The sequence below is a fragment of the Methanoregula sp. genome (assembly GCF_052325125.1).
In the GTDB taxonomy this organism is placed as follows: Archaea; Halobacteriota; Methanomicrobia; order Methanomicrobiales; family Methanospirillaceae; genus Methanoregula.
Genome location: NZ_JBKQWO010000020.1, coordinates 1 through 21,878, shown reverse-complemented (window position 1 = coordinate 21,878; position 21,878 = coordinate 1). Strand labels below are relative to the sequence as shown.

The following is a 21,878-nucleotide window of genomic DNA, read 5'->3' as shown; positions in this document are numbered from 1 at the left end:
CGGTCGACCCGCCCATATTCGTTCCGTAAAGATTAATGAAACCGGCCTCCAACATATCAGATAGAATGCTCAACGTACACCGGGATATCTGCGGGTATTGCGGATGCTGTGTGTCAGTTTGCCCTGAAGGTGCACTTGAACTGATCGACGCATACCTTTCTGTTGAAGAGAACTGTACGAGCTGCGGTATCTGCGCCAAGGTCTGTCCGCTTGGTGCGCTGGAGGTCGTGCATGAAAAGTAAGTATGACGTGCTGGTTATCGGCGGCGGTCCGGCCGGAGCACTTGCCGCAAAGACGGCAGTCGAAAAAGGGCTCTCGGCCTGCCTTGTCGAGAAGCGTCCCGCGATCGGCGCCCCGGTCCGCTGTGCTGAGGGTATCGGCAAGGAGGCTCTCGCCGAATTTATTGATCCCGACCCCTGCTGGATATCAGCCGAGATGACCGGTGCGGGCATCGTGGCGCCTGATGGCTTTGAGATGACCCTCGAGTCTTCCATGGCCGGGGGAAAAGTTGGCTATATCCTCGATCGCAAGGTGTTCGACCGTGAACTGGTCTGGCAGGCAGCAGATGCCGGGGCGGATGTCTTTGTCAAGACCCGCGCATCCGCGCCTGTGATACAGGAAGGGCGGATTAAAGGTGCCCAGCTCGAGTCCTGTGGCAATGTCACAAAAGTCATGGCAGATGTGGTGATTGCAGCGGACGGGGTCGAGTCGAAGTTTGGCAAATGGTGCGGGATTGATACAACCGTGCCGGTCCGGGAGATTATGAGTTCGGTGCAGTACGTCATGACCGATATCGACATCAACCCGGATGCAACCATCTTCTATCTCGGTAATGAAGTCGCGCCTGAGGGGTACCTGTGGGTGTTCCCGAAAGGGAAACGAGCCGCAAACGTTGGTATTGGAATCTCCGGCAGGAAAAGCGGCAAGGGGCACCGGGCAAAGGATTATCTGGACCGGTTTGTGAAAAAGAAATTCCCGCATGGCAAGACCATCGAATGTATTATCGGCGGAGTCTCGGTCTGCCGGCCCTTGGAATGCACCGTTGCCGATCACCTGATGCTGGTCGGTGATGCAGCACGGGTTGTCGACCCGCTCACGGGTGGTGGCATTTATAACGCGATGTATACCGGCAGGCTCGCGGCACAAATAGCGGCAGACTATATCGCAAAAGGTGATCTCTCAAAGAAAGCGCTGATGGCGTACGACAGGGAATGGCGTGCTTCGAAAATGGGCAAAAGCATCGAGCGCAATTACCACATCAAGGAATATTTAATCAAACAGCCTGATGAGAAACTCAACGCCATCATTCATTCTGTCTCGAAGCTGGACTTAAAAGAGTTCTCCACGCTCACCTTAATAAAAGAGTTGTTGAAAGCCAATCCGAAACTGCTTGTGGAACTCGGGGCGCTGGCCGCCTCAATCCGCTGATTTTTTCAGTTGTTTGTTGAGGAGCCGCAGGCAGTCTTCTTCTGCCTCTTTTTTGGTAAAAACCGTGAAAATGTCGCCTGGCTGGATCCGTACGTTTCCGCTTGGAATAATCAGCGTACCATCTGTCCTTCGTATGGCAATAAAGACAAAGTCCTTGACCTTGAGTTCGCGGATCTCGTGGCCGACAATGGGAGCATTATCCTCTGCTACAATCTCAAAGATGCTGCCGCCGGGGATTGAGGCAAGCTGCTGGAGTTTTGGGTTTTCTGTCCAGTAATAGAGACGCGAGGCCACCAGATCATCCGGGTTCTCGCTGATCCTGACGCCGACTTCCTTGAAAAATTCTGAATGGGCTGTCTGGTTGACGATCGCGACCACGTTTGGCACGTGGAAACGTTTTGCGAGCCAGCAGGTCATGAGGTTGACTGCGTCGTCGCTTGTCGTAGCGACGAATGCATCGGTCCGGTCGATGCCTGCTTCCTCAAGCGTAGACTTATCGGTAGCATTACCGGTGATTGCAAGAATATCGTAGTGCTCGAGAATCTCACTGCACCGGGACTCATCCTGGTCGATAACCACAACGTTGTTGCCATGGTCGACCGCCTGCCTGACAAGGCTTCTTCCGATGCCACCAAGCCCCACGATGACAATATACATGACTACCGGTTACCATCATCGCCATTGAAATAATTTGCGCATAAACCTGTATCCTGTGATCTGCGGGGTCGACGAAGCCGGGAAAGGTTCGGTGCTGGGGCCGATGGTGGTCGCTGCGGTAGGGGCGCAATCTGCTGATGTCTTTTCAGATCTTGGCGTGAAGGACTCCAAGGATCTCACGCAAAAAGAACGGGAACGGTTGTTTTCACTCATAAAAAAACGTTGCCGGATTGCAATGGTTGTCATCCCTGCAGAGGAGATCGACGCCATCAGGCGCGAGATGACAATGAACGCCTGTGTCGCGAGGGCCCACGCACAGGTAATTGAGAAACTTGCTCCCGCTACCGCGTACATCGATGCGTGCGATGTCAACCCCTTCAGGTATGCACAAACTGTCCGGAGCCATCTTACCGTACCTTGTGAACTTGTATCAGAGCACCACGCAGACAGCACCTACCCGGTCGTTTCGGCGGCAAGCATCGTGGCGAAAGTCACCCGTGACCGCGAAATAACAAAAATCTCAAAAAAATTCGGGGAGATCGGAAGTGGGTACCCGTCGGATCCGATCACCATCTCGTACCTCTCTACCTACATTGACGAACACCGGGCGCCTCCCCCCATCGCACGGAAGAGCTGGAAAACAGTGATCGTGATGCTTGCGAAAAAATCCCAGAGCAGCCTGTCCGCTTTCTTGTAATTTTGTTTATGTGTCTCCACCATTCCTTTATGAGGTTATCCTGTCCATGAAGTACAGATGGACTGGATCTTCATCCTGGTGGTCCTGGTGGCACTTTACGCCATCGCTGCGTATTATATTTACACCAGGAAACTCTGGACCGATCATATTATTTTCTATGGTCCGATCATGGCGATCAAGACCAGCCGGGTCGGATTTTTCGATAAATTCACCGCATTGCGCACATTTTTTAAAATCTACGGGACGATCGGAGTCATAGCAGTTATCATTGTCTCTGTCTTCATGACGGTCATGCTTTTTCTTTCGATCCGGTATACCCTGATGGTCAGGCCTGAACCGACCGGGATCTACGAGCCCCAGAACATCCTGCTGCTGCCCGGCATCAACGATTATGTCCCATCCACATTTGCGGTCTGGTTTGCGTTCTTTTTAACCATTGTGATTCATGAGTTCGGGCATGCGATCCTCTGCCGGGTAGAAGACATCAGGGTTAAAGGCATGGGGGTGCTCCTTGCCGTAATCCCGATCGGGTTCTTTGTCGAACCGGACGATGAGGAACTCGAACAGAAAAAAGGCATGCCCAAGATACGGATGTTCGGTGCCGGCATCACGAACAACCTGGTGATCGGTTTTTCCTGCTTCGTGCTGCTGATCCTGCTCTTCGGCCTCGTAGTGCCGGTATCCCAGCCGGCGATCCACGGGATCTACAAAGGGTATCCTGCGGATAATGCAAGCGTGCCCCAGGGTTCCGTCGTAACAGCAATCAACGGGCAGCCGGTAGCCAGCCGGGCGGATGTGTCCGCGATCCTCAATACGACAAAACCGGGAGAGACGGTCATCCTGACGACATCGATAAACGGTACCGCTGCAGATTACAAGCTCACGCTCGCGGCGTGGCCGGCGGAGTACAACAATAACCAGACGAGCGGGTTCATGGGTGTCGAGTACTATGACGGCATGGCGGTAAAGACGGCGGTCGGGACGATGATTTCGCCGCTCGGGTTCTTCGAGTTTTTGATCGTCCCCTTTGCAAGCGGGGATGGTGCGCAATATCTTCGCATCCTCGCCTTCGATACTCCGGATACGTCGTATTACCTGGAGCCTTTTGCCGGTTTCTGGGATGCAATCCACCTCCTTTTCTGGTGTGCGTGGATCAATATCAACGTAGGGATCTTCAACGCAATCCCTATGGTGCCGCTGGATGGCGGGTACATCTTCAAGGAGGGCGTCGACCGGCTGCTCGACCGGCGCGGGCTCATTAAATATTCCGGGTACGTTGTCGGGGCGGTCAGCTACGTGATGATCGTTGTCCTGATATCTCTCCTCGCACTGCCGTACCTCCTGCATATGTGAAGGGGCCCGGCAATAGAGCACGTGCCTGATATTTCTACACGTGGATCCCGGCTACCAGTTTTGCGCGTGCATACTCGGCAGGGTCAATCCCTTTTGACTGCTGCACCACCGATTCAAGGGGCACGGCAGCAATCCGGTTTCCCTGCACCCCGACCATGCAGCCGAAATTTCCTGCAAAGACCTGGTCGACTGCCGCAATCCCAAGGCGTGTGGCAAGGACCCGGTCATATGCGGTCGGACTCCCACCGCGCTGGACATGGCCGAGCACTGTTACCCGTGTCTCGATCCCCAGCCTGCACTCCAGCTCTTTACCGAGGTAATTCCCGATGCCGACAAATTTTTCGTGTCCGCATTCGTCCCTGTCGCCTTCCGGTACCGATGTGCTGGCGATATCCTCGTGGCGTATACCTTCGGCAACGACTACAATCGAGAATTTCTTTCCCGCACGGTACCGTGCATTCAGGGAGCGGCAGATTTCATCCATGGATACCTGCACTTCCGGGACCAGGATTTCGTCTGCCCCACCGGCGATTCCGGCGGCAAGTGCAATCCGGCCGGACCTGCGCCCCATCACTTCAAGGACCATAATCCGGTGATGGGATTCTGCGGTCGTGTGAAGCCGGTCGATTGCTTCGGTGACAATAAAGACCGCTGTATCAAACCCGATCGTGATATCGGTTCCGAAAACATCATTATCGATAGTCTTTGGGATGCCTACAAGAGGAATGCCCAAAAGGGACACCTCATGGGCTGCGCGGAGAGTTCCGTCACCGCCGATAACAACAAGAGCACTGATACCGAGATCTTCAAGGACGCGTTTAATCTCGCTGATATCCGCGGAATTTTTCACCGGGTCTGTACGGGACGTCCCAAGGATCGTCCCTCCCCGGGATATGATCCCGGAGACGGAATGATCCGTGAGCGGGATGGTATCGCTCCTGATAAGTCCCTGCCATCCGTTCTGGATCCCGATTACCTGATATCCCTTCGCAATCCCGCTGCGCACGACTGCCCGGATCGCAGCATTGAGTCCGGAGCAGTCTCCCCCTCCGGTAAGAACGCCTATCTTCGCTGTCATAGGTGGACCTCCCTCCCGGTTTTGGGATCATGGGGTGAATATGCAGTCAGCTTGTTCCCGGGAAGCATCGGTAAGTTCCTGAAGCTGATCCCCCGGCCCGGCGCATTTCTTGGATTTTCTGACAGAGGCAAACCTGATGAACACCCCACTCTGACGACGGAATAACCGACCAACACCTCTCCCCCTTGGAACCTTACTGCGTGGGAATATCGTCCCAGATAGATAATGAGGTTTTGTATCCGGGCGTACTGGATCGACCTGAACAGGCCCGGTAAAAAGCACGGGCGCTTTCGTGATCATCAGCCGGATATTTTGATTGTTTTCGACCCGGAATACCACCGTAGAATTATTTCCGGGAGAGTAAACGGGGGAAAAGAAAATGAGTTGTACCGGATGTCTCATTGTTGTACGGGGGACTCCTGTTCACCAACGCCGGTTTTTTTCTTTGATCGTTATTGCATCGAAGTCTGCAATACCCTGCCCCTCGTTACCGATAAGCGAATCCCGGCTGATTGTTATCGGACTGCTCTCCGGTGTTATCCTGATGTACCTCCAGATTATTATCCCGGTGGCGACAGGGCCGCAGCCACATTGATGACAAACCCCGGCAGGGCAGTACGCCCCGCATGATGAGAACTGTCACCGTTACTATGGCAACAAACCCGGACTGCGTCAACAAAGAGAAGAACCACTCCAAGGACGATACGGATCCATTCAGGGGAATCCATTCAGGGATCTTCATGAACCGACCGTGGCATGTGCAGATAAAACTCCAGGGAGAACCAAAGGTCTTACGGAGGATCAGGGCAGCCCCGTGGTACTCATGCTCGGAGCAGGGCAATCTTGGATCCGACCGGGACACCTGCTTCGTTTGCAACCGGCTGGCATTTTGCTGCCATCAGGTATGCCACCGGAGGGAGGTCATCTCTATCGAAGAGAGATTCAAAATTTGCCATACCCTTTGCTATGATCAGTGTGCAGCGGGAGATAGCCTCGGAAAGGACGGGAGTGGCCTCTTCCGGACAGAGCCCGATCTCGGCCCCGTCGCAGTTTGTGGTAAGGCAGTCAACAATGTGATCCAGCCCGAGCATTTTTGCATCCGCAAGGGTCGCGTCGTTGAGCATCGGTTGGGCTTTCACCGCGAGCGTGACATGGGATCCGTGGGATTTCAGGTACTGGATCAGGAGCCGGTCAAAGACGATCTCACCGCAGTTGTCGCTCAAATAGACGACCCGCGATACCCGCGGGAGGATCCGGTCTGTATCATCGATGACCAGCCCTTTTTTAAATTCCTCGCGGAAAAACCCGGCAAAGTTGCTGGTGACCGTATGCCCCTTGACCCCGTAGTCAAAAGTGTTCCCGATAACGGAGGCAAGGACATAATCCCGGAAGGTGACGAGGCTTGTACGGACATCTTTGCAGACTGCAATCGATTCAGCATTTCCCTGATTTTTGAGATCCTTGAACGGATCGGAGTTTTTGAGCAGGTCATAGGCCTGATGGTGGAGGCGGCTGGCAATCTGGGGATGGCTTAAGTGCGCACCTTTCAGTGATAAAAGAAGATTGCTGCAGGACTCTGTTGTCTGCTGTGTTGTCCGGGCATCTGCGCCGACCAGCTTGCATTCGAGCTCCACGCGGGTGATCAGGCAGTCAATGCATGATTCCGTAAACTTCACGGCCAAACACTCCAAAAAACAACAATCTGGAATGGGGCCATCGCGATTTGAACGCGAGTCAGAAGACCCCCAGTCTCCTAGGATGGCCAGGCTACCCTATGGCCCCGCGGTCATACTATTCGCTCATATTCCATATGTACCTTGTTGTTTTAAAAAAGAGAGAAGCCGATCCCTGGCTCCCCTCAAGGTATCCTTCGGTATCCAAAAGAGCTTGCCAGTAATGTTGCGTCCCGGAAATTTTTAGAGATCTTAAGGGGAACTCTTACTCTCCCGGGAATTGTATCATACGTGCAAAAGCGAAAGATGATTATTGCCGTAGCCCAAAAGATCGAAAGAAGGAGCTTGTATAATTTCACCGGACCCATTTTTTATCCCTTTATTTTACCGGTTCTGGGTGGGAGTAAATATCCCCGCGTATGCAGGATTGCAATTACTCCCTTCCCCTCTTTAACGGATGAATTATGCCAGAAAAAAAGATATGTATATAAGGTGTCATCAGGTATTATGAATTACAGCGGATAGTGTAACACAGGAGCCACGGCCATGTTAAAGGATAAAATTGCAGCATTTATTGAAGAAATACGGGCAGTCGATGGAGTGACCGCATGCGCCCTTGTGTCGCGGGATGGTATTATTGCCGGTAAATATTTTGACCGGGATCTCAATGAACCCTGGTTTGGGGCTCTGGCCGCCACCATTCTTGCATCTGCGGAATCAGCAGGAAATCTTGTCGGAATGAAATCTGTTGCGACAGTTACGATACTGGCTGCTGATTCATCTATTCTTGTTATGGGTGCAGGCGATCATTTTCTCATCGCCGCACTCCTCAAAGGTACTGCAAAGCAGGAAGATGCATGCTCACGTATCGGTGTTGTTGCTTCAGAGATAGGGCAGGTGATGTAGTGTACACAATTCTTGTAGTGGATGACAGTCCCTTTATTGTCGATGTATTTGTGACAATGCTTGAACGCGGAGGATACCGCTCGGTTGCTGCGTATGGCGGTGAAGAATGCCTAGACATCCTGAAAACAGTCACACCGGATCTCATCCTTCTCGATATTATGATGGAGCCCATGGATGGGTGGGAGACTCTGGAAAAGATCAAGGAAAATCCATCTACAAAAGAAATCCCGGTGCTTATGCTCACGGCAAAACAGTTGACGCCCACCGAGGCTGAGGAATATGGTATCTTTATCGAAGATTATGTACTCAAGCCCATCACCCACCGCGAGCTCTACGATGCAATCGAGCATGTGCTCGGCCGTCGACAGACTCTTCGGACCGACATGGACCGGGCCAGGCAGTCCGGAGTTGATTTTGATATTGTCAATGAATACGCCCTGCTCTCGAAAAGCATCGATGTCAACAAGCGCCTGATGAAGATCCTCAAAACCACGTACAATTTCAATGATTCGAAAGTCAGGGTCAGCGATGATATCTCCCGGGCCTTAAAGACCATGGATACCAACATCAGGTTTCAGGAAGCCCGCCTCCAGGAAATCAAAGGAGAACTTGCCGGGAAAATCCCGTAAAAGTACACTTTCGTGAACGTCCGATCGTATAAACATTTGAATAGTACTGCGGCCTATTAATGAGGATGCAAAACTATTGCCCTGCGACGGCAATCACCGGCGTATCCTGCCACGCTGTCCCCGGATCATGGTGATTCCTCATGGATGAAACTATTCTGGTTGTTGATGACAGTCCTTTTATCGTTGAAGGACTTGCAACTATTCTTTCCCGTAAAGGATACACACCTGTCTCCTCCCTTGGCGGTGATGAATGCCTCAAAATACTCCGGACCATAATACCCGATCTTATCCTCCTTGATATTATGATGGAACCGATGGACGGATGGGAAACACTGGAAAAGATCAGGGAAAATCCCGTGACAAAAGAGATCCCGGTACTTATGTTCTCGGCAAAGAAGATCACGCCTGCGGAAGCTCAGGAGCACAGCATGAATATCGATGATTTCGTCTCAAAGCCCGTGAGCCCCTCGCAGCTTCTGGACTCGATCCAGCGGATATTTTCCCGTAGAAATGATATAACCCTGCAAACCCTCGCTGCACAGAATAAGGGAATTGACCCTGCGGTGATCGATGAATACCGCGCACTCCGCAAAAATGTGGAAGTAGACAGGAACCTTCTGGTGGTTCTGAAGGCCTCAAGCGGGTTGGATATCCCCGGGCGCGAGGTTCCCCGTGAAGATGTGGATGCAATCCGCAATCTCGAAGATAAAATTTACCGGTCTGAACGACGGCTGCGGGAGATTGATGACCTGCTGGTAAAAACTGCATGAACCGGTATCGGATACTGAATCCTGATTATTAATGAGGTAATATTTATATAGTTTTCTGGCATTGTTATAATGCTGTACATCTTATTCCCCGGGGTTCGTAGCTCAGTTCGGTAGAGCGCCTGGCTTTTAACCAGGTGGTCGGGGGTTCAAATCCCTCCGGGCCCGTTACCACGATCCAATCGTGGATTTTTTGCGGTGATGCATCTGAGAGGCAATCGTTTCATCTTTAAGGGGGTTTTTCATTGAGCACCAAACTGAATGTGTTGAGCCACGTAATGGTGCCGGATCACCAGCTCATGAGCGAGGAGGAGGTTTCAGCACTGCTCTCCCGCTACCATATTACTACGGAACAATTACCAAAAATTTACCATGACGATCCTGCTGTGAAGGCAATCGACGCAAAAGTCGATGATGTTATACGGATTATCCGGAAGAGTCATACCGCTGGCAGGGCCGAAGCGTACCGACTTGTGATCAGGAGACCCAAAAAATAAAGGCCGGGGGTGGTCTATCTGATTGACAGAAGTGTTTTATCGAGGGCATACTTTGCACGGGAGCATGTTGCGCGCCACCAGCTTGACTCCTTTAACTATTTCCTGACAGAAAATCTCCAGAAAGTGGTCAATGAACAAAAGATCATCGAAACCGACATCGAGAACCGGGGCAAGAACAACGACCCGGTCTGGGTCGAACTCGGAACCATCGAAGTTAAAAAACCGCTTGTCCGGGAAGCCGATGGTTCGCAGGGTGAATTATACCCAAGCGAAGCGCGCCTGCGCAACCTTACCTACGCGGCACCCATCCAGCTCGGGCTGACACTCGTACACGGAGAGGACCGGCAGGAACCCATTGTCACGACGATCGGACAGCTGCCCATCATGGTCGGTTCTGTCGCATGCAACCTGTACGGCATGAGCGATGACGAGCGTGTCTCCCATGGGGAAGATGCCTTCGATCCGGGTGCATATTTCATCGTTAACGGTACCGAGCGCGTGCTCATGACATTAGAGGATCTTGCCTCCAACAAGATCATGACCGAGTTTACCGAGCGGTACAACGAACGGATCTACGTCGCAAAAGTGTTCTCGCAGTTCCGGGGCTACCGTGCGCTCGTGGTGGTCGAACGCAACAAGAAGAATCTGTTAGAGGTCTCGTTCCCGTCCGTTGCGGGGCACCTGAAATTCGTCGACCTGATGCGCGCACTTGGCATGACCAACGACCAGGAAGTCGTCAATGCAGTTTCGACCGATGAGGATATCCTCACCTTCATGATGCAGAACCTCGAAGAGAGCGAGTGCGACTCGGTGGAGGGCGGCGTCATGTACGTGGGTAAGAAACTCGCACCTAACCAGACCAAGGACTATCAGAAGAAACGCGCCGAGTTCGTTCTGGATAATTACCTGCTCCCTCACCTTAACTATGCGCTGCCTGCCACCCTAAAGGAAGGCGATGAGGGATATGCCGAGGCAGTTGCGTCCATACGGCTGGCAAAGGCCCACTTCCTGGGCCGTATGGCCGAAGCCTGTTTTGACCTTGTCTTAAACAAGCGCAGGATCGATGACAAGGATCATTACTCAAACAAACGGCTCAAACTGGCCGGTGACCTTATGGAGGATCTGTTCCGTATCTCGCTCAACCGCCTGACCCGGGATATCAAGTACCAGCTCGAACGGGCAAGCATGCGGCACCGCGACCTGTCGATTGCAACAGCAGTCAGGGCAGATGTGCTCACCGAGAGACTGTTGCACCCGCTTGCCACCGGTAACTGGGTGGGTGGAAGGACCGGTGTGTCCCAGCTCCTCGACCGTGTCGATCACATGGCCGTGCTTTCCCACCTGCGCCGTGTCATCTCCCCGCTCTCACGTTCACAACCTCATTTCGAGGCCCGTGATCTTCACCCGACCCAGTGGGGCCGGATCTGTCCGAGCGAGACCCCTGAAGGGCCGAACTGTGGTCTGGTGAAAAACTTTGCACAGATGGTCGAGATCAGCAAGGGCGTCAATGATGAAGAGGAGATCATGCGCCTCCTGCATACGCTTGATGTCGAGCACATCAGGGGTGAGGTCAGATGAAGAAGTCACGCGTATTTGTTGACGGGGCATTGATCGGTCTTGTTGATGACCCCAAAGCCCTTGTGGCAAACATCCGTTCTATGCGCCGGCAGGGTGCCATTTCGCCCGAGGTAAATGTCTCGTTCAAGGACTTTAATGGCGATGTCATCCTCCTCACCGACCGCGGCCGTGCACGCCGCCCCCTGATCGTCTTAAAAGACGGCAAGAGCCTTATTTCCGATGAGGACATCAAAAAACTCGCCAAGAAGGAGATCGACTTCTCGTACTTCGTGCAGCGCGGACTGATCGAGTTCGTCGATGCAGAGGAAGAAGAAGATCTTTACATTGCGATGAACCCTGCTGACATTACACCCGAGCACACGCATCTGGAGATCGACCCCTCCCTAATCCTCGGGATCGGTGCTGCGCATGTCCCGTTCCCGGAACATAACGCAAGCCCTCGTGTTACGATGGGTGCCGGGATGGTCAAGCAGGCACTCGGGTTTGGCTCAGCGAACATGAAGCTCCGCCCCGATACCCGGGGCCACCTGCTCCACTACGTCCAGAAGCCGCTCACCCACACCCAGACCTCCGAGCTGATCGGGTCGGACGACCGGCCTGCCGGGCAGAACTTCGTGGTAGCTATCCTGTCTTATGAAGGCTACAACATTGAAGATGCGCTCATCTTCAACAAGGCCTCAATTGACCGGGGTCTCGGTCGTTCACATTTCTTCAGGACCTACGAAGGGGAAGAGCGCCGGTACCCGGGTGGCCAGATCGACCGGATCGAGGTACCTGACGAGGACGTAAGCGGTGCCCACGGTGCGGAGTCGTACAAGAACCTCGATGAAGACGGCGTTATCAACCCCGAGACAATTGTGGCGGAAAAGGATGTCCTCATCGGGAAGACTTCCCCGCCACGGTTCCTGGAGGAGCCATCCGGGGAGCTCATCGCGGTGGAGAAGCGCCGCGACACCTCGGTTACGATGCGCAGCAACGAGCATGGCATTGTCGATACGGTCATTATTACCGAAGGTGAGAACAGCTCACGTCTTGTCAAGGTGAGGACCCGCGACCTGCGTGTGCCCGAGATCGGCGACAAGTTTGCATCCCGGCACGGGCAGAAAGGGGTCATCGGCCTGATTGCGAGTCAGGAAGATATGCCCTTTACCGAGAGCGGGCTCTCACCCGACCTCGTCATCAACCCCCACGCGATCCCGAGTCGCATGACTATCGGGCATATGCTCGAGATGATCGGCGGCAAGGTCGGCGCGCTGGAAGGCCGCCGCATCAATGGTACTGCATTTTCCGGTGAGAGCGAGGCCGACCTCCGTGCATCGCTCAAGAGCCTCGGGTATTCTCATACCGGCCGTGAAGTGATGTATGACGGTATCACCGGCAAGGCATTTAAGGCCGATATCTACATCGGTGTAATCTACTACCAGAAACTGTACCACATGGTCAGCTCCAAGATGCACGCCCGGTCCCGCGGCCCGGTCCAGGTGCTCACCCGCCAGCCAACCGAAGGTCGTGCCCGTGAAGGTGGTCTCCGGTTCGGTGAAATGGAGCGCGATGTCATGATCGGCCACGGCGCCGCCATGGCATTAAAAGAGCGTCTGCTCGACGAGTCGGACAAGGTGCAGGAATATGTTTGCGCCCACTGCGGGATGGTGGCGATGCTTGACCGCAAGCGCAACATGACCCGGTGCCTGGCCTGCGGCAACGAGACCGATATCTACCCCGTCGAGATGAGTTACGCATTCAAGCTCCTGCTGGATGAGATGAAGAGCATGGGGATAGCACCCCGCCTGAGATTAGAGGACGTCGTATAGGAGGTGCGTCATGCCAAGCCCAAAGAGAATTGGAAAAATTGAATTTGGATTGCTGTCTCCCAAAGAGATCCGGGAGATGAGTGTCAGGAAGATCATCTGGGCGGACACCTATGATGATGACGGCTTCCCCTACCCGCAGGGACTTATGGACCTCAATCTCGGGGTTATTGACCCGGGGCTGCGGTGCAAGACCTGCGACCAGAAAGCAAGCGACTGCCCCGGGCATTTTGGGCACATCGAGCTTGCAAAACCTGTCATTCATGTCGGCTACACGCGGCTGATCCGGAAACTTCTGCGTGTTACCTGCCGATCGTGTGGCAGGGTGCTCCTGTCACCGGATGAGGTGGAAAAGGTTGTCGGGACCGATGAAGATCTGACCGGAGACCAGATCTCTGAAAAAGATGTGAAAAAGGAGCGCATCTGCCCGCACTGCGGCGAACAGCAGCTTAAGATAAACTTCGAGAAGCCGACCACATTCTCCGAAGTGGTTGTTGAGGAAGGGAAGAAGGTCGAGCACAAGCTCACACCTGCAGATATCAGGGCACGTCTCGAAAAGATCCCGGATGAGGATCTGGTTTCCCTTGGGATCAACCCGAAAGTCGCCCGGCCCGAGTGGACAATCCTCACCGTGCTCCCGGTCCCGCCCGTCACTATGCGCCCGTCCATTATCCTTGAGAACGGGCAGCGGTCGGAAGATGACCTCACCCACAAGCTCGTGGACATTATCCGTATCAACCAGAGGTTCAAAGAGAACCAGGATGCCGGGGCACCCCAGCTGATCATCGAAGACCTCTGGGAACTGCTTCAGTACCACGTGACGACCTATCTCGATAACGAAGTCGCCGGCTGCCCGCCGGCCCGCCACCGCAGCGGAAGGCCGCTCAAGACCCTTTCGCAGCGGCTTAAAGGTAAGGACGGCCGGTTCCGTGGCTCATTGTCCGGTAAGCGTGTGAATTTTTCCTCGCGTACGGTCATTTCCCCTGACCCCAACCTCTCGGTCGCCGAAGTAGGAATCCCACGTGCTGTCGCAAATGAGATGACAGTTCCCGTGAGGGTTACGTCATACAATATCGAAGAGCTCAAGCAGATCGCAAGAAACGGCCCGATCCGGCCCGATGTCAACGCGCCCTGCGGCGCAAATTACGTAATCAGGCCGGACAACCGTCGTCTCCGGCTGGGTGCGGATAACCTGGACACGGTCGCCGACATGATCGAAGCCGGCTGGACTGTCGAACGGCAGCTCCGCGATGGCGACATCGTGCTCTTCAACCGGCAGCCCTCCCTGCACCGGATGAGCATCATGGCTCACCGGATAAAAGTCATGGAAGGCAGGACCTTCCGCCTTAACCCGGCGGTATGCCCGCCATACAATGCCGACTTTGACGGCGATGAGATGAATCTCCACGTTCCCCAGACCGAGGAAGCCCGGGCGGAAGCATTTATCCTTTGCTCTGTGCAGGAGAATATCCTGTCGCCCCGTTTCGGCGGCCCGATCATCGGGGGTATCCATGACCATATCTCGGGCATCTTCATGCTGACCCATGATATGCGCTGGTTTACCAAGGAAGAGGCGCTCTATCTCTTAAAGCCGGTAAAGATTGAGCACATGCCCCTGGCCGGAAAAACAGAGGACGGCATCGAGTACTGGAGCAACAAGCAGGTCTTCTCACAAATCCTCCCCACTGCGCTCAACATGGTTTTTAAAGCCAGTTCCTGCCAGAACTGCGACACGTGCAAGAAAGAACTCTGCGAACGTGATGCATATGTCCGTATTATCGAAGGAAAACTGGAATCTGGCACCATCGACAAGAAAGCAATCGGAGCATTCGATGGGCAGATCGTCAACCGTATCATCCGTCAGTACGGGATGAAACGGGCGACAGAGTTCATCGACCAGGTGACAAAACTCTCCATCCGCGGCATCATGATTGACGGATTCTCGTTCGGCATTGATGATGAAGATCTCTCCAAGACCGAGTACGGCCAGATCGAGGATGTCCTCAACAATGCGACAATTGATGTTACCCGCCGGATCAAGATTTATGAAGATGGCCAGCTGGAGCCGATGCCCGGGCGCACCGTCGAAGAAACACTCGAGATGCAGATCATGCAGGTGCTCGGAAAAGCCCGTGACCAGACCGGTCAGATCGCTGGCCGCCACCTCGGTCTCGGGAACAGCGCGGTCGTCATGGCCGTTTCCGGCGCCCGCGGGTCGATGCTGAACCTGACCCAGATGGCCGGTTGTATCGGCCAGCAGTCTGTCCGCGGTGAACGGATCGTCAGAGGCTATGACGACCGTACGCTCCCGCATTTCAGAAAGGGCGAACGGGGTGCTGATGCCCATGGGTTCATCGCGCACAGTTACAAAGGTGGCTTAAACCCGACCGAGTTCTTCTTCCATGCCATCGGTGGCCGTGAAGGGCTTGTGGATACCGCAGTCCGGACGTCCCAGAGCGGATACCTCCAGCGCCGCATGATCAACGCGCTGCAGGATCTCAAGGTTGCCTACGATGGCACCGTGAGGACTACCGGGGGACGGATCATCCAGTTCCAGTACGGCGAAGACAGCACCGACCCGACGAAGAGTGCATTCGGCGATCCGGTCGATGTCAAAGGTATTGTCGAGGCCGTGTTAAAAGAGGAGGTCTGAAAGATCATGATACCGGATAAGTACGAAAAAAAGATCGGGACTGCAGATCTCCCGCAGAAGACCAAGGATCAGCTGCGTACCTTCCTTGACGGAAAAGAGCTCAGCGATGCGCAGTTTAAAGAAATCCTGGACCGTGTCGTAAAGGAGTACCTTTCGACCCGCATCGAGGCCTGCGAGGCGGTCGGCGTGATCGCCGCGCAATCGATCGGCGAACCGGGTACCCAGATGACGATGCGTACCTTCCACTACGCAGGTGTCGCGGAGATTAACGTAACGCTGGGTCTTCCCCGGCTTATCGAGATCATGGATGCGCGAAAAGAGCCAAGCACGCCGACAATGACGGTATATCTCGAAACCGAGTATGGAGTCGACCGCGACAAGGCACGTGAAGTCAGCTGGCAGATCGAGGCGGCCCCGCTCCATGAATTCGGGGATATTACTACGGACATGGAGAACATGCAGGTAGTCGTCCACCTCAACACCAAGGTCTGCGAGAAGCGCAAGATTTCTCCTGCAGAGATCATGGATGTTGCGCCCAAGAAGATCCGCGACCGCCGGCACTACCGCGATTTCGAGCATGATATCGATGAGGCAAAGGCGACCCTTATCTTTACACCCAAGGACCGGGAGAGCTACCAGAACCTCTTCCAGCTGGCCGAACACGTGCGAAACGTGATCGTGCAGGGCATTGACGACATTCTCCGGGTCGTCGTCAGGAAAGAGACCGGGGAGTATATACTTTATACTGAAGGATCCAACCTAAAAGATGTATTTGACGTTGCCGGCGTGGATACCACACGGACCCGCACCAACAACATCAGTGAGATCGCCCAGGTACTCGGTATTGAAGCGGCAAGAAATGCGATCATCCACGAGGCCCAGTCAACCCTCAATGAACAGGGTATCCTTGTCGATGTCCGTCACATCATGCTTGTCGCTGACATGATGTGTATGGAAGGCGAAGTCAAGCAGATCGGCCGGCACGGTATTGCCGGGGAGAAGGAGAGCGTCCTTTCCCGTGCAGCATTCGAAGTAACGGTTAACCACCTGCTTGATGCCGCAGTAGCAAACGAGACCGATGAACTGAGCGGTGTCACCGAAAATGTCATCGTCGGCCAGCCGATCCAGCTTGGCACCGGCGATGTAAGACTTGTGGCCGTCAAACAACTAGATAACTAAAAAACCAACCCGGAAAAACCAACAACATTTCAGGAGAATTGCAGATGGATTTTAATGCTTCATTGAGAAGAGCGATCAAGACCGGAAACGTCATTCTCGGTCAGAACAACACGGAAAAATGCATTAAAGAGGGCAAGGCCCAGATGGTCGTCGTCGCGGCAAACTGCCCGGAGAACTTTAAAAACCAGCTTGGCGGGTATGAGAACCTCTTCATCCACACATTTGAGGGTTCGAGCGTCGCACTCGGCAAGGCATGCGGCAAGCCCTTTATGGTGAGCACTCTTGCTATTGTTTCACCTGGCGAGTCAGACATACTCTCCCTGAAGAGGGCGGCATGATATGGTCGAAGTCAAGCTGACCGAAGACTGCATGCGCCTGATCTCCCAGTTCGAGTCACTAACGGGCGCGGGAAGCCGCGACTGCGTCGTTGACGAGCGCAACGGGAGACTCATATTTGTTGTAAACCCCGGGGACATGGGGCTTGCAATCGGCAAAAAGGGAGCTTCCATCAAGAAGGCCTCCGAAGTGATGGGCAAGAAGATTGAGGTTGTGGAATACAACAGCAACCCCGAGCAGTTCTTAAAGAACTGTTTCCTGCCCGCGCAGGTAACGAGCATTATCTTTACCGGCGAAACCGGTGCGCAGTCGGCCACGGTCGATGTCCGCGATGAGGACCGGGGCATTGCAATCGGAAAAGACGGCAAGAATATCTTCAAGGCAAAGAAACTGGCATTGCGGCAGCACAACATCGTGGATGTGCAGATCCTCCAAAAACCGGCGGATGAAGCTGAGTCAGCTGCAGTCCAGTAACTATTATCTATTTTCTCTCTTTTTTGCAGATCCGTATCCCTTTTTCGACAAACCCGGTGTTGACGGTACAGGGATCAGCCGTGTGACCACCTCTTCCTAGGGATGAAAAAGGGAATCCTACGGGCCTGGGGGGATTTGAACCCCCGACATCCGGGTTAGAAGCCCGGCGCTATGTCCAAGCTAAGCCACAAGCCCTCGTGATGCCTCTTAGGTTCGTGTTCCGGGCTAATTAATCTGTGTTATGTGCTGGCGGCCTGTTCTGGATAAAAAGATCCGGTTTTCTTTTAACGGAGCCAAATACCTCTTGAGAACGATGGCATGGTGTGACAAATATCCGAAAAATTGAAGGTGATCCCAGATATCGGGTAATTTTCATTTTCGATCCAAATATCATTTAAAAAAATATATCTCATGACAGTTTGAAGATATTTTTCATTCTCTTTGACAAGATGGAGCCTCCTGATGAAAAGAATGTTTCTCCTGTTATTCCTGTTTTCGATGATTCTTCTCCTGCCAGCCGGGGTTTCCGCGGACGGTAATATTTCGGTGACTTCAACACCCGGAGGGGCAACCATTTATCTGGATGGTGCCGGCACCGGGATAACGACATCTGCGGTGATCGATGCCGCATCCGGATCCCATACGATCCTGTTACGGCTCTCGGGGTATCAGGACTATTCCCAAGCCGTCACGGTTATCGATAACCAGACCAGTGTCGTTTCAGCATCGCTGACCGCTGTTGTTTCCGCTCCTACTATTTCCGGGATTTCCCCAACGAGTGGCTATAACTCAAGCATCATCACCATCACGATTACCGGAACCGGCTTTTCAGCTTCTCCCTCAGTCGTTCTGGCACAATCCGGACAGACAAATATCACCGCAACATCCGTATCAGTAACGGGAACGACATCGATCTCGTGCCAGTTTCCCCTCACAGGAAAACCTGCCGGAGTCTGGACTGTCATTGTTACCAATCCGGACGGACAGTCCGCCACGTCCGGATTTACCATCAACAATGCAGGGTCCACCATAACCCTGTCATCGGTAACACCGAATTCCGGACTGGTCAACACTACCATATCCATCACCAGCCTTTCAGGGACCAACTTTTTAAATACAGCAACCATGAAGCTTTCCCGGACCGGTTACAACGATATACCCGGCACTATCACCTCATACTCCGCAACCCAGCTTACCGGAACATTTAACCTGAACAGCCAGACCCCCGGTACCTACCAGATATGTGTCTCAAATGATGCAGCCACGTATGTTTGCGGGCTCTCATTTGTAATAAACACGCCCGGCACGGTCAACGGCACCCTCTATGTCCAGTCCAGCCCTTCTGGTGCATCTGTCTATGTGGATTCGGTGAACCTGGGGAAAACCGCAACAACGTTGTATAACGTCACCCCGGGATCACATACCATCAACCTGTTATTATCGGGATACAGCACCTGGTCGGACACGGTCACGGTAACATCCGGGAACACTACTTACGAATACGCCACCCTGAAGGCGGTTGCAACGGACGTGACCTCCGCAACAACTGTGCCGACAACAACACCGAAGACGGTCGGCACCACAAAACAATCCACGTATACACCGATTACTCCCTGGCCGACGAATACTCCCGCCAAGTCCCCGGAGGAACCTTTCGTCGTTATCGGAGCGGTTGGTGTTGGAATCCTTATCCTTCGTAAAAATTATTAAAAAAAAAAGTACCCGGGGAAAATCCTCCCGGATCCTCTCTTTACCCAGCATGATAACACGAAGACTTGAGCGTTTCCACCTTGGTGGGGGCACAGAGACTTTCGTGGAAAACCTCCTTTACCACGGACGAGAAGCAGTATTTCACCTGCACCCGGGCCGACATCCGTTCCCGTTCCTCGTAATATACTCCCTGGGAGTACTCCACGATCCGTTTCATGGAAATCACCGAAGAGAGAAGATCCACACAGATCCCGGTGTCTCCCGGGCCCAGGTCTTCGATGTCGGTCGAGGTCATGAAGATCTGTACCTCTGACCCGGGCTCGACGCCGGAAATCGTTACAACATTATGGGTACTCTGAAGCTCGATAGTGCGGGGTCTTCCCGTCCGGAGGTCCCGGATCACTTCAGGCGATATACCGGTTAATGCAGCGCACCTCATGTCAGGTCACCCATACATCGGCAGATCTTTTTTCGGTGACGTATCTGCTGACTGCTGGACTTCTTCGGAAATCCTGTGCATGCTCTGCTCGATCTCCTCTGCCTGTTCCAGGAGCGGCTTGACATCGAGGCCGAGATTATACATTTTATTGAGCACTTCGATGGTTGCCGCGGAGGAGCGCGGATCCGGGGCGTTGACCGTCTCACCAAGGAGGCCAAACGCCGGGATGCCCCGGATCTTGCATCCCGTGAGAATACTGGATGCGATACCCGAGATGCTCCCGATAGGAAGCACTAGCGTGTGATCCTCTATCCTTTTCAAGGCCTCGGCGGTTGTCGCGACGCCAAATACGCGTTTCTCCGATTCGTTGGTCACGATCCCGGCAATGGTAAGCACTTCTTTTGGCTTGTAAGGAGCGAGCCAGTCAAGGATACCGTTTGAGATCTCGTAGCAGATCATGGGGTGGATGGGGATGTCGGCCACGATGGCTGTGATATCATTTTTCGTGTACATCCGCACCGGGTCGTTTATCACGCCCTTGTTCATCATGGCAAGTGGGGGAAAGTACCGGGAGGTCATGGTGCCCGTCAGCTCAAACTCGAGCTGGTCGACGAGGTACTGGAGTGCAATAGTACCGACCAGTCCGCTCCCGGGAAACCCCATCAGCACCGCAGCGCCTTCGCTGGGAAGCGGTTTAGAGAAGATCTGGAGATCATGCGATGAATCTGTCGTCATTAAATTAACATACACGCACTACCTAAAAAAGTAGTGTATGCAGGAGTACCCCATTAAGAGAGGCCTGACCAAAGATCTCGAACCAAGAATTGCTGCTGAACTCAGGAACTGTTTCGGGGTGGAGCCGGAAAAAAACGGACATTCCTACCGGATCCGGTTCGGTGCCCTCAAACGGCTGGAGGCGACCTGCGGTGCCGGGGGAAAGACCCTTCGCGTGAATACTGAGTCTGACACATCGGCAAGCGATGACGTCATTATCGACACGAACCGGCGGTTCAGAAAATTCCTGGACGCTGCGACAGGATTCTCCACCAAGGAACGCGTAAAGCGGGCAAAAAGCGTGGAAGGAGAATAACCCCTCCACTCCGCTTTTTTTGCCGCTGGTATTCTTACGGGCGGCACGGTTCCGATGCCTATGGTATCTTTTGTTTGCGATCACTGCGGGAAGTGCTGCACCAGCCTTGGCGCGTATATCCGGATTGAGCGGCAGCTTTCGGACCAGGACTATTACTGCAAAAATACCCTCACAGGAGAGGTCTTCCCGGTGCACGTAGGCCCGGAGTTTGCCGATGCGATCGATGAGGAATTTACCTCGGGCCAACGGGAGGCCGCAGGTCCCCCCAAAGGGTGCATCTTCATGCGCAAAAATCCGGAAGGACCGGGCACGGTATGTGCAATCTACCCGACCCTTCCGCAGATCTGCCGGGAATTCCGGTGCTACCACATGATCATCTTTGACTCCCGAGGGGAGATCGCGGGCCGGATGGTGGGGAGAGCGGATATCCAGACTACCGATCCCGTGCTCGCCCGGATCTGGAACGATGAGGTCAGGCTCCTGCCCTGCCCGGCGACCCCCGCGAGCGATCCCGCGTGGGTGGAGCGGGTCCGGGGGATTCTTGTGGTGCGCGGGTACCGAGGGGAACCGGTTGGGTAAGTTTTAGCGGGACATGCAGATGGGGACTTTCGCCCCCATACCCCCTTGCGATGGACGCCGCCGCCCCCGACGGGGCGCCCCCGCGGCGGATTAGGGACGTTAAAATTGCCGCACGCAGTCCCTCGCCCTGCCGTGCCCCGTGAGGGGGCCCTAAGGCGGGGAGGGCTCGTTATATGGTGGATAGGAATCTACCGATGTGCCTGTTGCCAAGACAATCTTCTTCTGCTCTGTAGAAATCCTATCCAAAACAGACGGTACCAATGACCGAAAGATCTAAGGTACATTGTCTCCTTACATTCGATTGTGAGTCCAAAAAGCAAGGAGACAACTAAAAGATTAGCGAGCCG

The 21,878-nt window shown here is 53.9% G+C and carries 23 protein-coding genes and 3 tRNA genes; 18 read left to right on the top strand and 8 right to left on the bottom strand.

Features of this window, described 5'->3' with window-relative positions:
- Nucleotides 1–65 precede the first annotated feature (65 nt).
- Together ACLQMU_RS04830 and ACLQMU_RS04825 are read left to right on the top strand one after the other, a co-directional pair.
- Entirely contained in the window at nt 66–242 is a 177-nt protein-coding gene (locus ACLQMU_RS04830) for a 4Fe-4S binding protein (RefSeq protein ID WP_012107516.1), read from the top strand.
- Nucleotides 232–1,428 (top strand): NAD(P)/FAD-dependent oxidoreductase, encoded by a 1,197-nt coding sequence (locus ACLQMU_RS04825; RefSeq protein ID WP_422149535.1) that lies wholly within the window; start codon nt 232–234, stop codon nt 1,426–1,428. The genes ACLQMU_RS04830 and ACLQMU_RS04825 overlap by 11 nt, the downstream gene beginning before the upstream one ends.
- Here the strand turns inward: ACLQMU_RS04825 and ACLQMU_RS04820 are convergent.
- Nucleotides 1,417–2,085: a potassium channel family protein gene (locus tag ACLQMU_RS04820; protein ID WP_422149536.1), complete on the bottom strand. Its 669-nt coding sequence runs from the start codon at nt 2,083–2,085 to the stop codon at nt 1,417–1,419. The two genes, ACLQMU_RS04825 and ACLQMU_RS04820, sit on opposite strands and share 12 nt — an antisense overlap.
- A gap of 55 nt (nt 2,086–2,140) precedes the next feature.
- Here ACLQMU_RS04820 and rnhB point away from each other — a divergent pair, with 55 nt between their 5' ends.
- Together rnhB and ACLQMU_RS04810 are read left to right on the top strand one after the other, a co-directional pair.
- Nucleotides 2,141–2,782, top strand: a complete 642-nt coding sequence (gene rnhB / locus ACLQMU_RS04815; RefSeq protein ID WP_424040746.1) for a ribonuclease HII — start codon at nt 2,141–2,143, stop codon at nt 2,780–2,782.
- Nucleotides 2,783–2,839: 57 nt separating this feature from the next.
- Complete coding sequence (locus ACLQMU_RS04810; RefSeq protein ID WP_422149538.1) at nt 2,840–4,135, top strand: site-2 protease family protein; 1,296 nt, start codon at nt 2,840–2,842, stop codon at nt 4,133–4,135.
- 34 nt (nt 4,136–4,169) lie between these two features.
- Here ACLQMU_RS04810 and ACLQMU_RS04805 read toward each other — a convergent pair whose 3' ends face one another.
- The 4 genes from ACLQMU_RS04805 to ACLQMU_RS04790 all read right to left on the bottom strand — a co-directional run bounded on the left by ACLQMU_RS04805 (nt 4,170) and on the right by ACLQMU_RS04790 (nt 6,995).
- Entirely contained in the window at nt 4,170–5,213 is a 1,044-nt protein-coding gene (locus tag ACLQMU_RS04805) for a 6-phosphofructokinase (protein WP_424040745.1), read from the bottom strand.
- A 560-nt stretch (nt 5,214–5,773) separates the two neighbouring features.
- Entirely contained in the window at nt 5,774–5,941 is a 168-nt protein-coding gene (locus ACLQMU_RS04800; protein WP_422149540.1) for a hypothetical protein, read from the bottom strand.
- A gap of 93 nt (nt 5,942–6,034) precedes the next feature.
- Nucleotides 6,035–6,889 (bottom strand): damage-control phosphatase ARMT1 family protein, encoded by an 855-nt coding sequence (locus tag ACLQMU_RS04795; RefSeq protein WP_422149541.1) that lies wholly within the window; start codon nt 6,887–6,889, stop codon nt 6,035–6,037.
- Between the two features lie 32 nt (nt 6,890–6,921).
- Nucleotides 6,922–6,995, bottom strand: a tRNA-Pro gene (locus ACLQMU_RS04790).
- Between the two features lie 437 nt (nt 6,996–7,432).
- Here ACLQMU_RS04790 and ACLQMU_RS04785 point away from each other — a divergent pair.
- The 11 genes from ACLQMU_RS04785 to ACLQMU_RS04735 all read left to right on the top strand — a co-directional run bounded on the left by ACLQMU_RS04785 (nt 7,433) and on the right by ACLQMU_RS04735 (nt 17,713).
- A complete protein-coding gene (locus ACLQMU_RS04785) occupies nt 7,433–7,792 on the top strand; it encodes a roadblock/LC7 domain-containing protein (protein ID WP_422149542.1) in 360 nt (119 codons plus the stop codon).
- Nucleotides 7,792–8,421, top strand: a complete 630-nt coding sequence (locus ACLQMU_RS04780) for a response regulator (protein WP_422149543.1) — start codon at nt 7,792–7,794, stop codon at nt 8,419–8,421. Before ACLQMU_RS04785 ends, ACLQMU_RS04780 begins: the two co-directional genes overlap by 1 nt.
- A 140-nt stretch (nt 8,422–8,561) precedes the next feature.
- The gene (locus ACLQMU_RS04775) at nt 8,562–9,191 is read left to right on the top strand and encodes a response regulator (protein ID WP_422149544.1); all 630 of its coding nucleotides are present in this window, start codon (nt 8,562–8,564) and stop codon (nt 9,189–9,191) included.
- Nucleotides 9,192–9,282: 91 nt separating this feature from the next.
- Nucleotides 9,283–9,356, top strand: a tRNA-Lys gene (locus ACLQMU_RS04770).
- Nucleotides 9,357–9,433: 77 nt separating this feature from the next.
- Nucleotides 9,434–9,685, top strand: coding sequence for a DNA-directed RNA polymerase subunit H (locus tag ACLQMU_RS04765; protein WP_012107505.1), 252 nt, complete (start codon nt 9,434–9,436; stop codon nt 9,683–9,685).
- A 9-nt stretch (nt 9,686–9,694) separates the two neighbouring features.
- Entirely contained in the window at nt 9,695–11,263 is a 1,569-nt protein-coding gene (locus tag ACLQMU_RS04760; protein ID WP_422149545.1) for a DNA-directed RNA polymerase subunit B'', read from the top strand.
- Nucleotides 11,260–13,074 (top strand): DNA-directed RNA polymerase subunit B, encoded by a 1,815-nt coding sequence (gene rpoB / locus ACLQMU_RS04755; protein ID WP_424040743.1) that lies wholly within the window; start codon nt 11,260–11,262, stop codon nt 13,072–13,074. Before ACLQMU_RS04760 ends, rpoB begins: the two co-directional genes overlap by 4 nt.
- Nucleotides 13,075–13,084: 10 nt before the next feature.
- On the top strand, nt 13,085–15,724 hold the full coding sequence (locus ACLQMU_RS04750) for a DNA-directed RNA polymerase subunit A' (protein WP_424040741.1): 2,640 nt from the start codon (nt 13,085–13,087) through the stop codon (nt 15,722–15,724).
- 6 nt (nt 15,725–15,730) lie between these two features.
- A complete protein-coding gene (gene rpoA2, locus ACLQMU_RS04745; protein WP_422149548.1) occupies nt 15,731–16,903 on the top strand; it encodes a DNA-directed RNA polymerase subunit A'' in 1,173 nt (390 codons plus the stop codon).
- A gap of 44 nt (nt 16,904–16,947) precedes the next feature.
- Nucleotides 16,948–17,241, top strand: coding sequence for a 50S ribosomal protein L30e (locus ACLQMU_RS04740; RefSeq protein ID WP_422149549.1), 294 nt, complete (start codon nt 16,948–16,950; stop codon nt 17,239–17,241).
- Between the two features lies 1 nt (nt 17,242).
- Nucleotides 17,243–17,713, top strand: a complete 471-nt coding sequence (locus tag ACLQMU_RS04735; protein WP_422149550.1) for a NusA-like transcription termination signal-binding factor — start codon at nt 17,243–17,245, stop codon at nt 17,711–17,713.
- A 120-nt stretch (nt 17,714–17,833) separates the two neighbouring features.
- Here ACLQMU_RS04735 and ACLQMU_RS04730 read toward each other — a convergent pair.
- Nucleotides 17,834–17,908: transfer RNA gene (locus ACLQMU_RS04730), tRNA-Arg, on the bottom strand.
- A 267-nt stretch (nt 17,909–18,175) separates the two neighbouring features.
- Here ACLQMU_RS04730 and ACLQMU_RS04725 point away from each other — a divergent pair.
- On the top strand, nt 18,176–19,423 hold the full coding sequence (locus tag ACLQMU_RS04725) for a PEGA domain-containing protein (RefSeq protein ID WP_424040706.1): 1,248 nt from the start codon (nt 18,176–18,178) through the stop codon (nt 19,421–19,423).
- Nucleotides 19,424–19,463: 40 nt separating this feature from the next.
- Here the strand turns inward: ACLQMU_RS04725 and ACLQMU_RS04720 are convergent, their stop codons facing one another.
- Both ACLQMU_RS04720 and ACLQMU_RS04715 read right to left on the bottom strand, forming a co-directional pair.
- The gene (locus ACLQMU_RS04720) at nt 19,464–19,862 is read right to left on the bottom strand and encodes a DUF473 domain-containing protein (RefSeq protein WP_424040704.1); all 399 of its coding nucleotides are present in this window, start codon (nt 19,860–19,862) and stop codon (nt 19,464–19,466) included.
- 6 nt (nt 19,863–19,868) lie between these two features.
- Nucleotides 19,869–20,597 (bottom strand): proteasome assembly chaperone family protein, encoded by a 729-nt coding sequence (locus tag ACLQMU_RS04715; protein ID WP_422149553.1) that lies wholly within the window; start codon nt 20,595–20,597, stop codon nt 19,869–19,871.
- A 37-nt stretch (nt 20,598–20,634) separates the two neighbouring features.
- On the opposite strand from ACLQMU_RS04715, the gene ACLQMU_RS04710 reads away from it, so the two are divergent.
- Both ACLQMU_RS04710 and ACLQMU_RS04705 read left to right on the top strand, forming a co-directional pair.
- On the top strand, nt 20,635–20,952 hold the full coding sequence (locus ACLQMU_RS04710) for a DUF5611 family protein (protein WP_422149554.1): 318 nt from the start codon (nt 20,635–20,637) through the stop codon (nt 20,950–20,952).
- 60 nt (nt 20,953–21,012) lie between these two features.
- Nucleotides 21,013–21,531, top strand: coding sequence for a YkgJ family cysteine cluster protein (locus ACLQMU_RS04705; protein ID WP_422149555.1), 519 nt, complete (start codon nt 21,013–21,015; stop codon nt 21,529–21,531).
- Nucleotides 21,532–21,878 lie beyond the last annotated feature (347 nt).

What these genes read in the sequence shown, in the direction of transcription:
- ACLQMU_RS04830 (WP_012107516.1), top strand. Translation starts at nt 66, where the DNA reads ATGCTCAACGTACACCGGGATATCTGCGGGTATTGCGGATGCTGTGTG.
- ACLQMU_RS04825 (WP_422149535.1), top strand. Translation starts at nt 232, where the DNA reads ATGAAAAGTAAGTATGACGTGCTGGTTATCGGCGGCGGTCCGGCCGGA.
- ACLQMU_RS04820 (WP_422149536.1), bottom strand. Translation starts at nt 2,085, where the DNA reads ATGTATATTGTCATCGTGGGGCTTGGTGGCATCGGAAGAAGCCTTGTC.
- ACLQMU_RS04810 (WP_422149538.1), top strand. Translation starts at nt 2,840, where the DNA reads ATGGACTGGATCTTCATCCTGGTGGTCCTGGTGGCACTTTACGCCATC.
- ACLQMU_RS04805 (WP_424040745.1), bottom strand. Translation starts at nt 5,213, where the DNA reads ATGACAGCGAAGATAGGCGTTCTTACCGGAGGGGGAGACTGCTCCGGA.
- ACLQMU_RS04800 (WP_422149540.1), bottom strand. Translation starts at nt 5,941, where the DNA reads ATGGATTCCCCTGAATGGATCCGTATCGTCCTTGGAGTGGTTCTTCTC.
- ACLQMU_RS04785 (WP_422149542.1), top strand. Translation starts at nt 7,433, where the DNA reads ATGTTAAAGGATAAAATTGCAGCATTTATTGAAGAAATACGGGCAGTC.
- ACLQMU_RS04775 (WP_422149544.1), top strand. Translation starts at nt 8,562, where the DNA reads ATGGATGAAACTATTCTGGTTGTTGATGACAGTCCTTTTATCGTTGAA.
- rpoB (WP_424040743.1), top strand. Translation starts at nt 11,260, where the DNA reads ATGAAGAAGTCACGCGTATTTGTTGACGGGGCATTGATCGGTCTTGTT.
- ACLQMU_RS04750 (WP_424040741.1), top strand. Translation starts at nt 13,085, where the DNA reads ATGCCAAGCCCAAAGAGAATTGGAAAAATTGAATTTGGATTGCTGTCT.
- rpoA2 (WP_422149548.1), top strand. Translation starts at nt 15,731, where the DNA reads ATGATACCGGATAAGTACGAAAAAAAGATCGGGACTGCAGATCTCCCG.
- ACLQMU_RS04740 (WP_422149549.1), top strand. Translation starts at nt 16,948, where the DNA reads ATGGATTTTAATGCTTCATTGAGAAGAGCGATCAAGACCGGAAACGTC.
- ACLQMU_RS04735 (WP_422149550.1), top strand. Translation starts at nt 17,243, where the DNA reads ATGGTCGAAGTCAAGCTGACCGAAGACTGCATGCGCCTGATCTCCCAG.
- ACLQMU_RS04725 (WP_424040706.1), top strand. Translation starts at nt 18,176, where the DNA reads ATGAAAAGAATGTTTCTCCTGTTATTCCTGTTTTCGATGATTCTTCTC.
- ACLQMU_RS04720 (WP_424040704.1), bottom strand. Translation starts at nt 19,862, where the DNA reads ATGAGGTGCGCTGCATTAACCGGTATATCGCCTGAAGTGATCCGGGAC.
- ACLQMU_RS04715 (WP_422149553.1), bottom strand. Translation starts at nt 20,597, where the DNA reads ATGACGACAGATTCATCGCATGATCTCCAGATCTTCTCTAAACCGCTT.
- ACLQMU_RS04710 (WP_422149554.1), top strand. Translation starts at nt 20,635, where the DNA reads ATGCAGGAGTACCCCATTAAGAGAGGCCTGACCAAAGATCTCGAACCA.
- ACLQMU_RS04705 (WP_422149555.1), top strand. Translation starts at nt 21,013, where the DNA reads ATGGTATCTTTTGTTTGCGATCACTGCGGGAAGTGCTGCACCAGCCTT.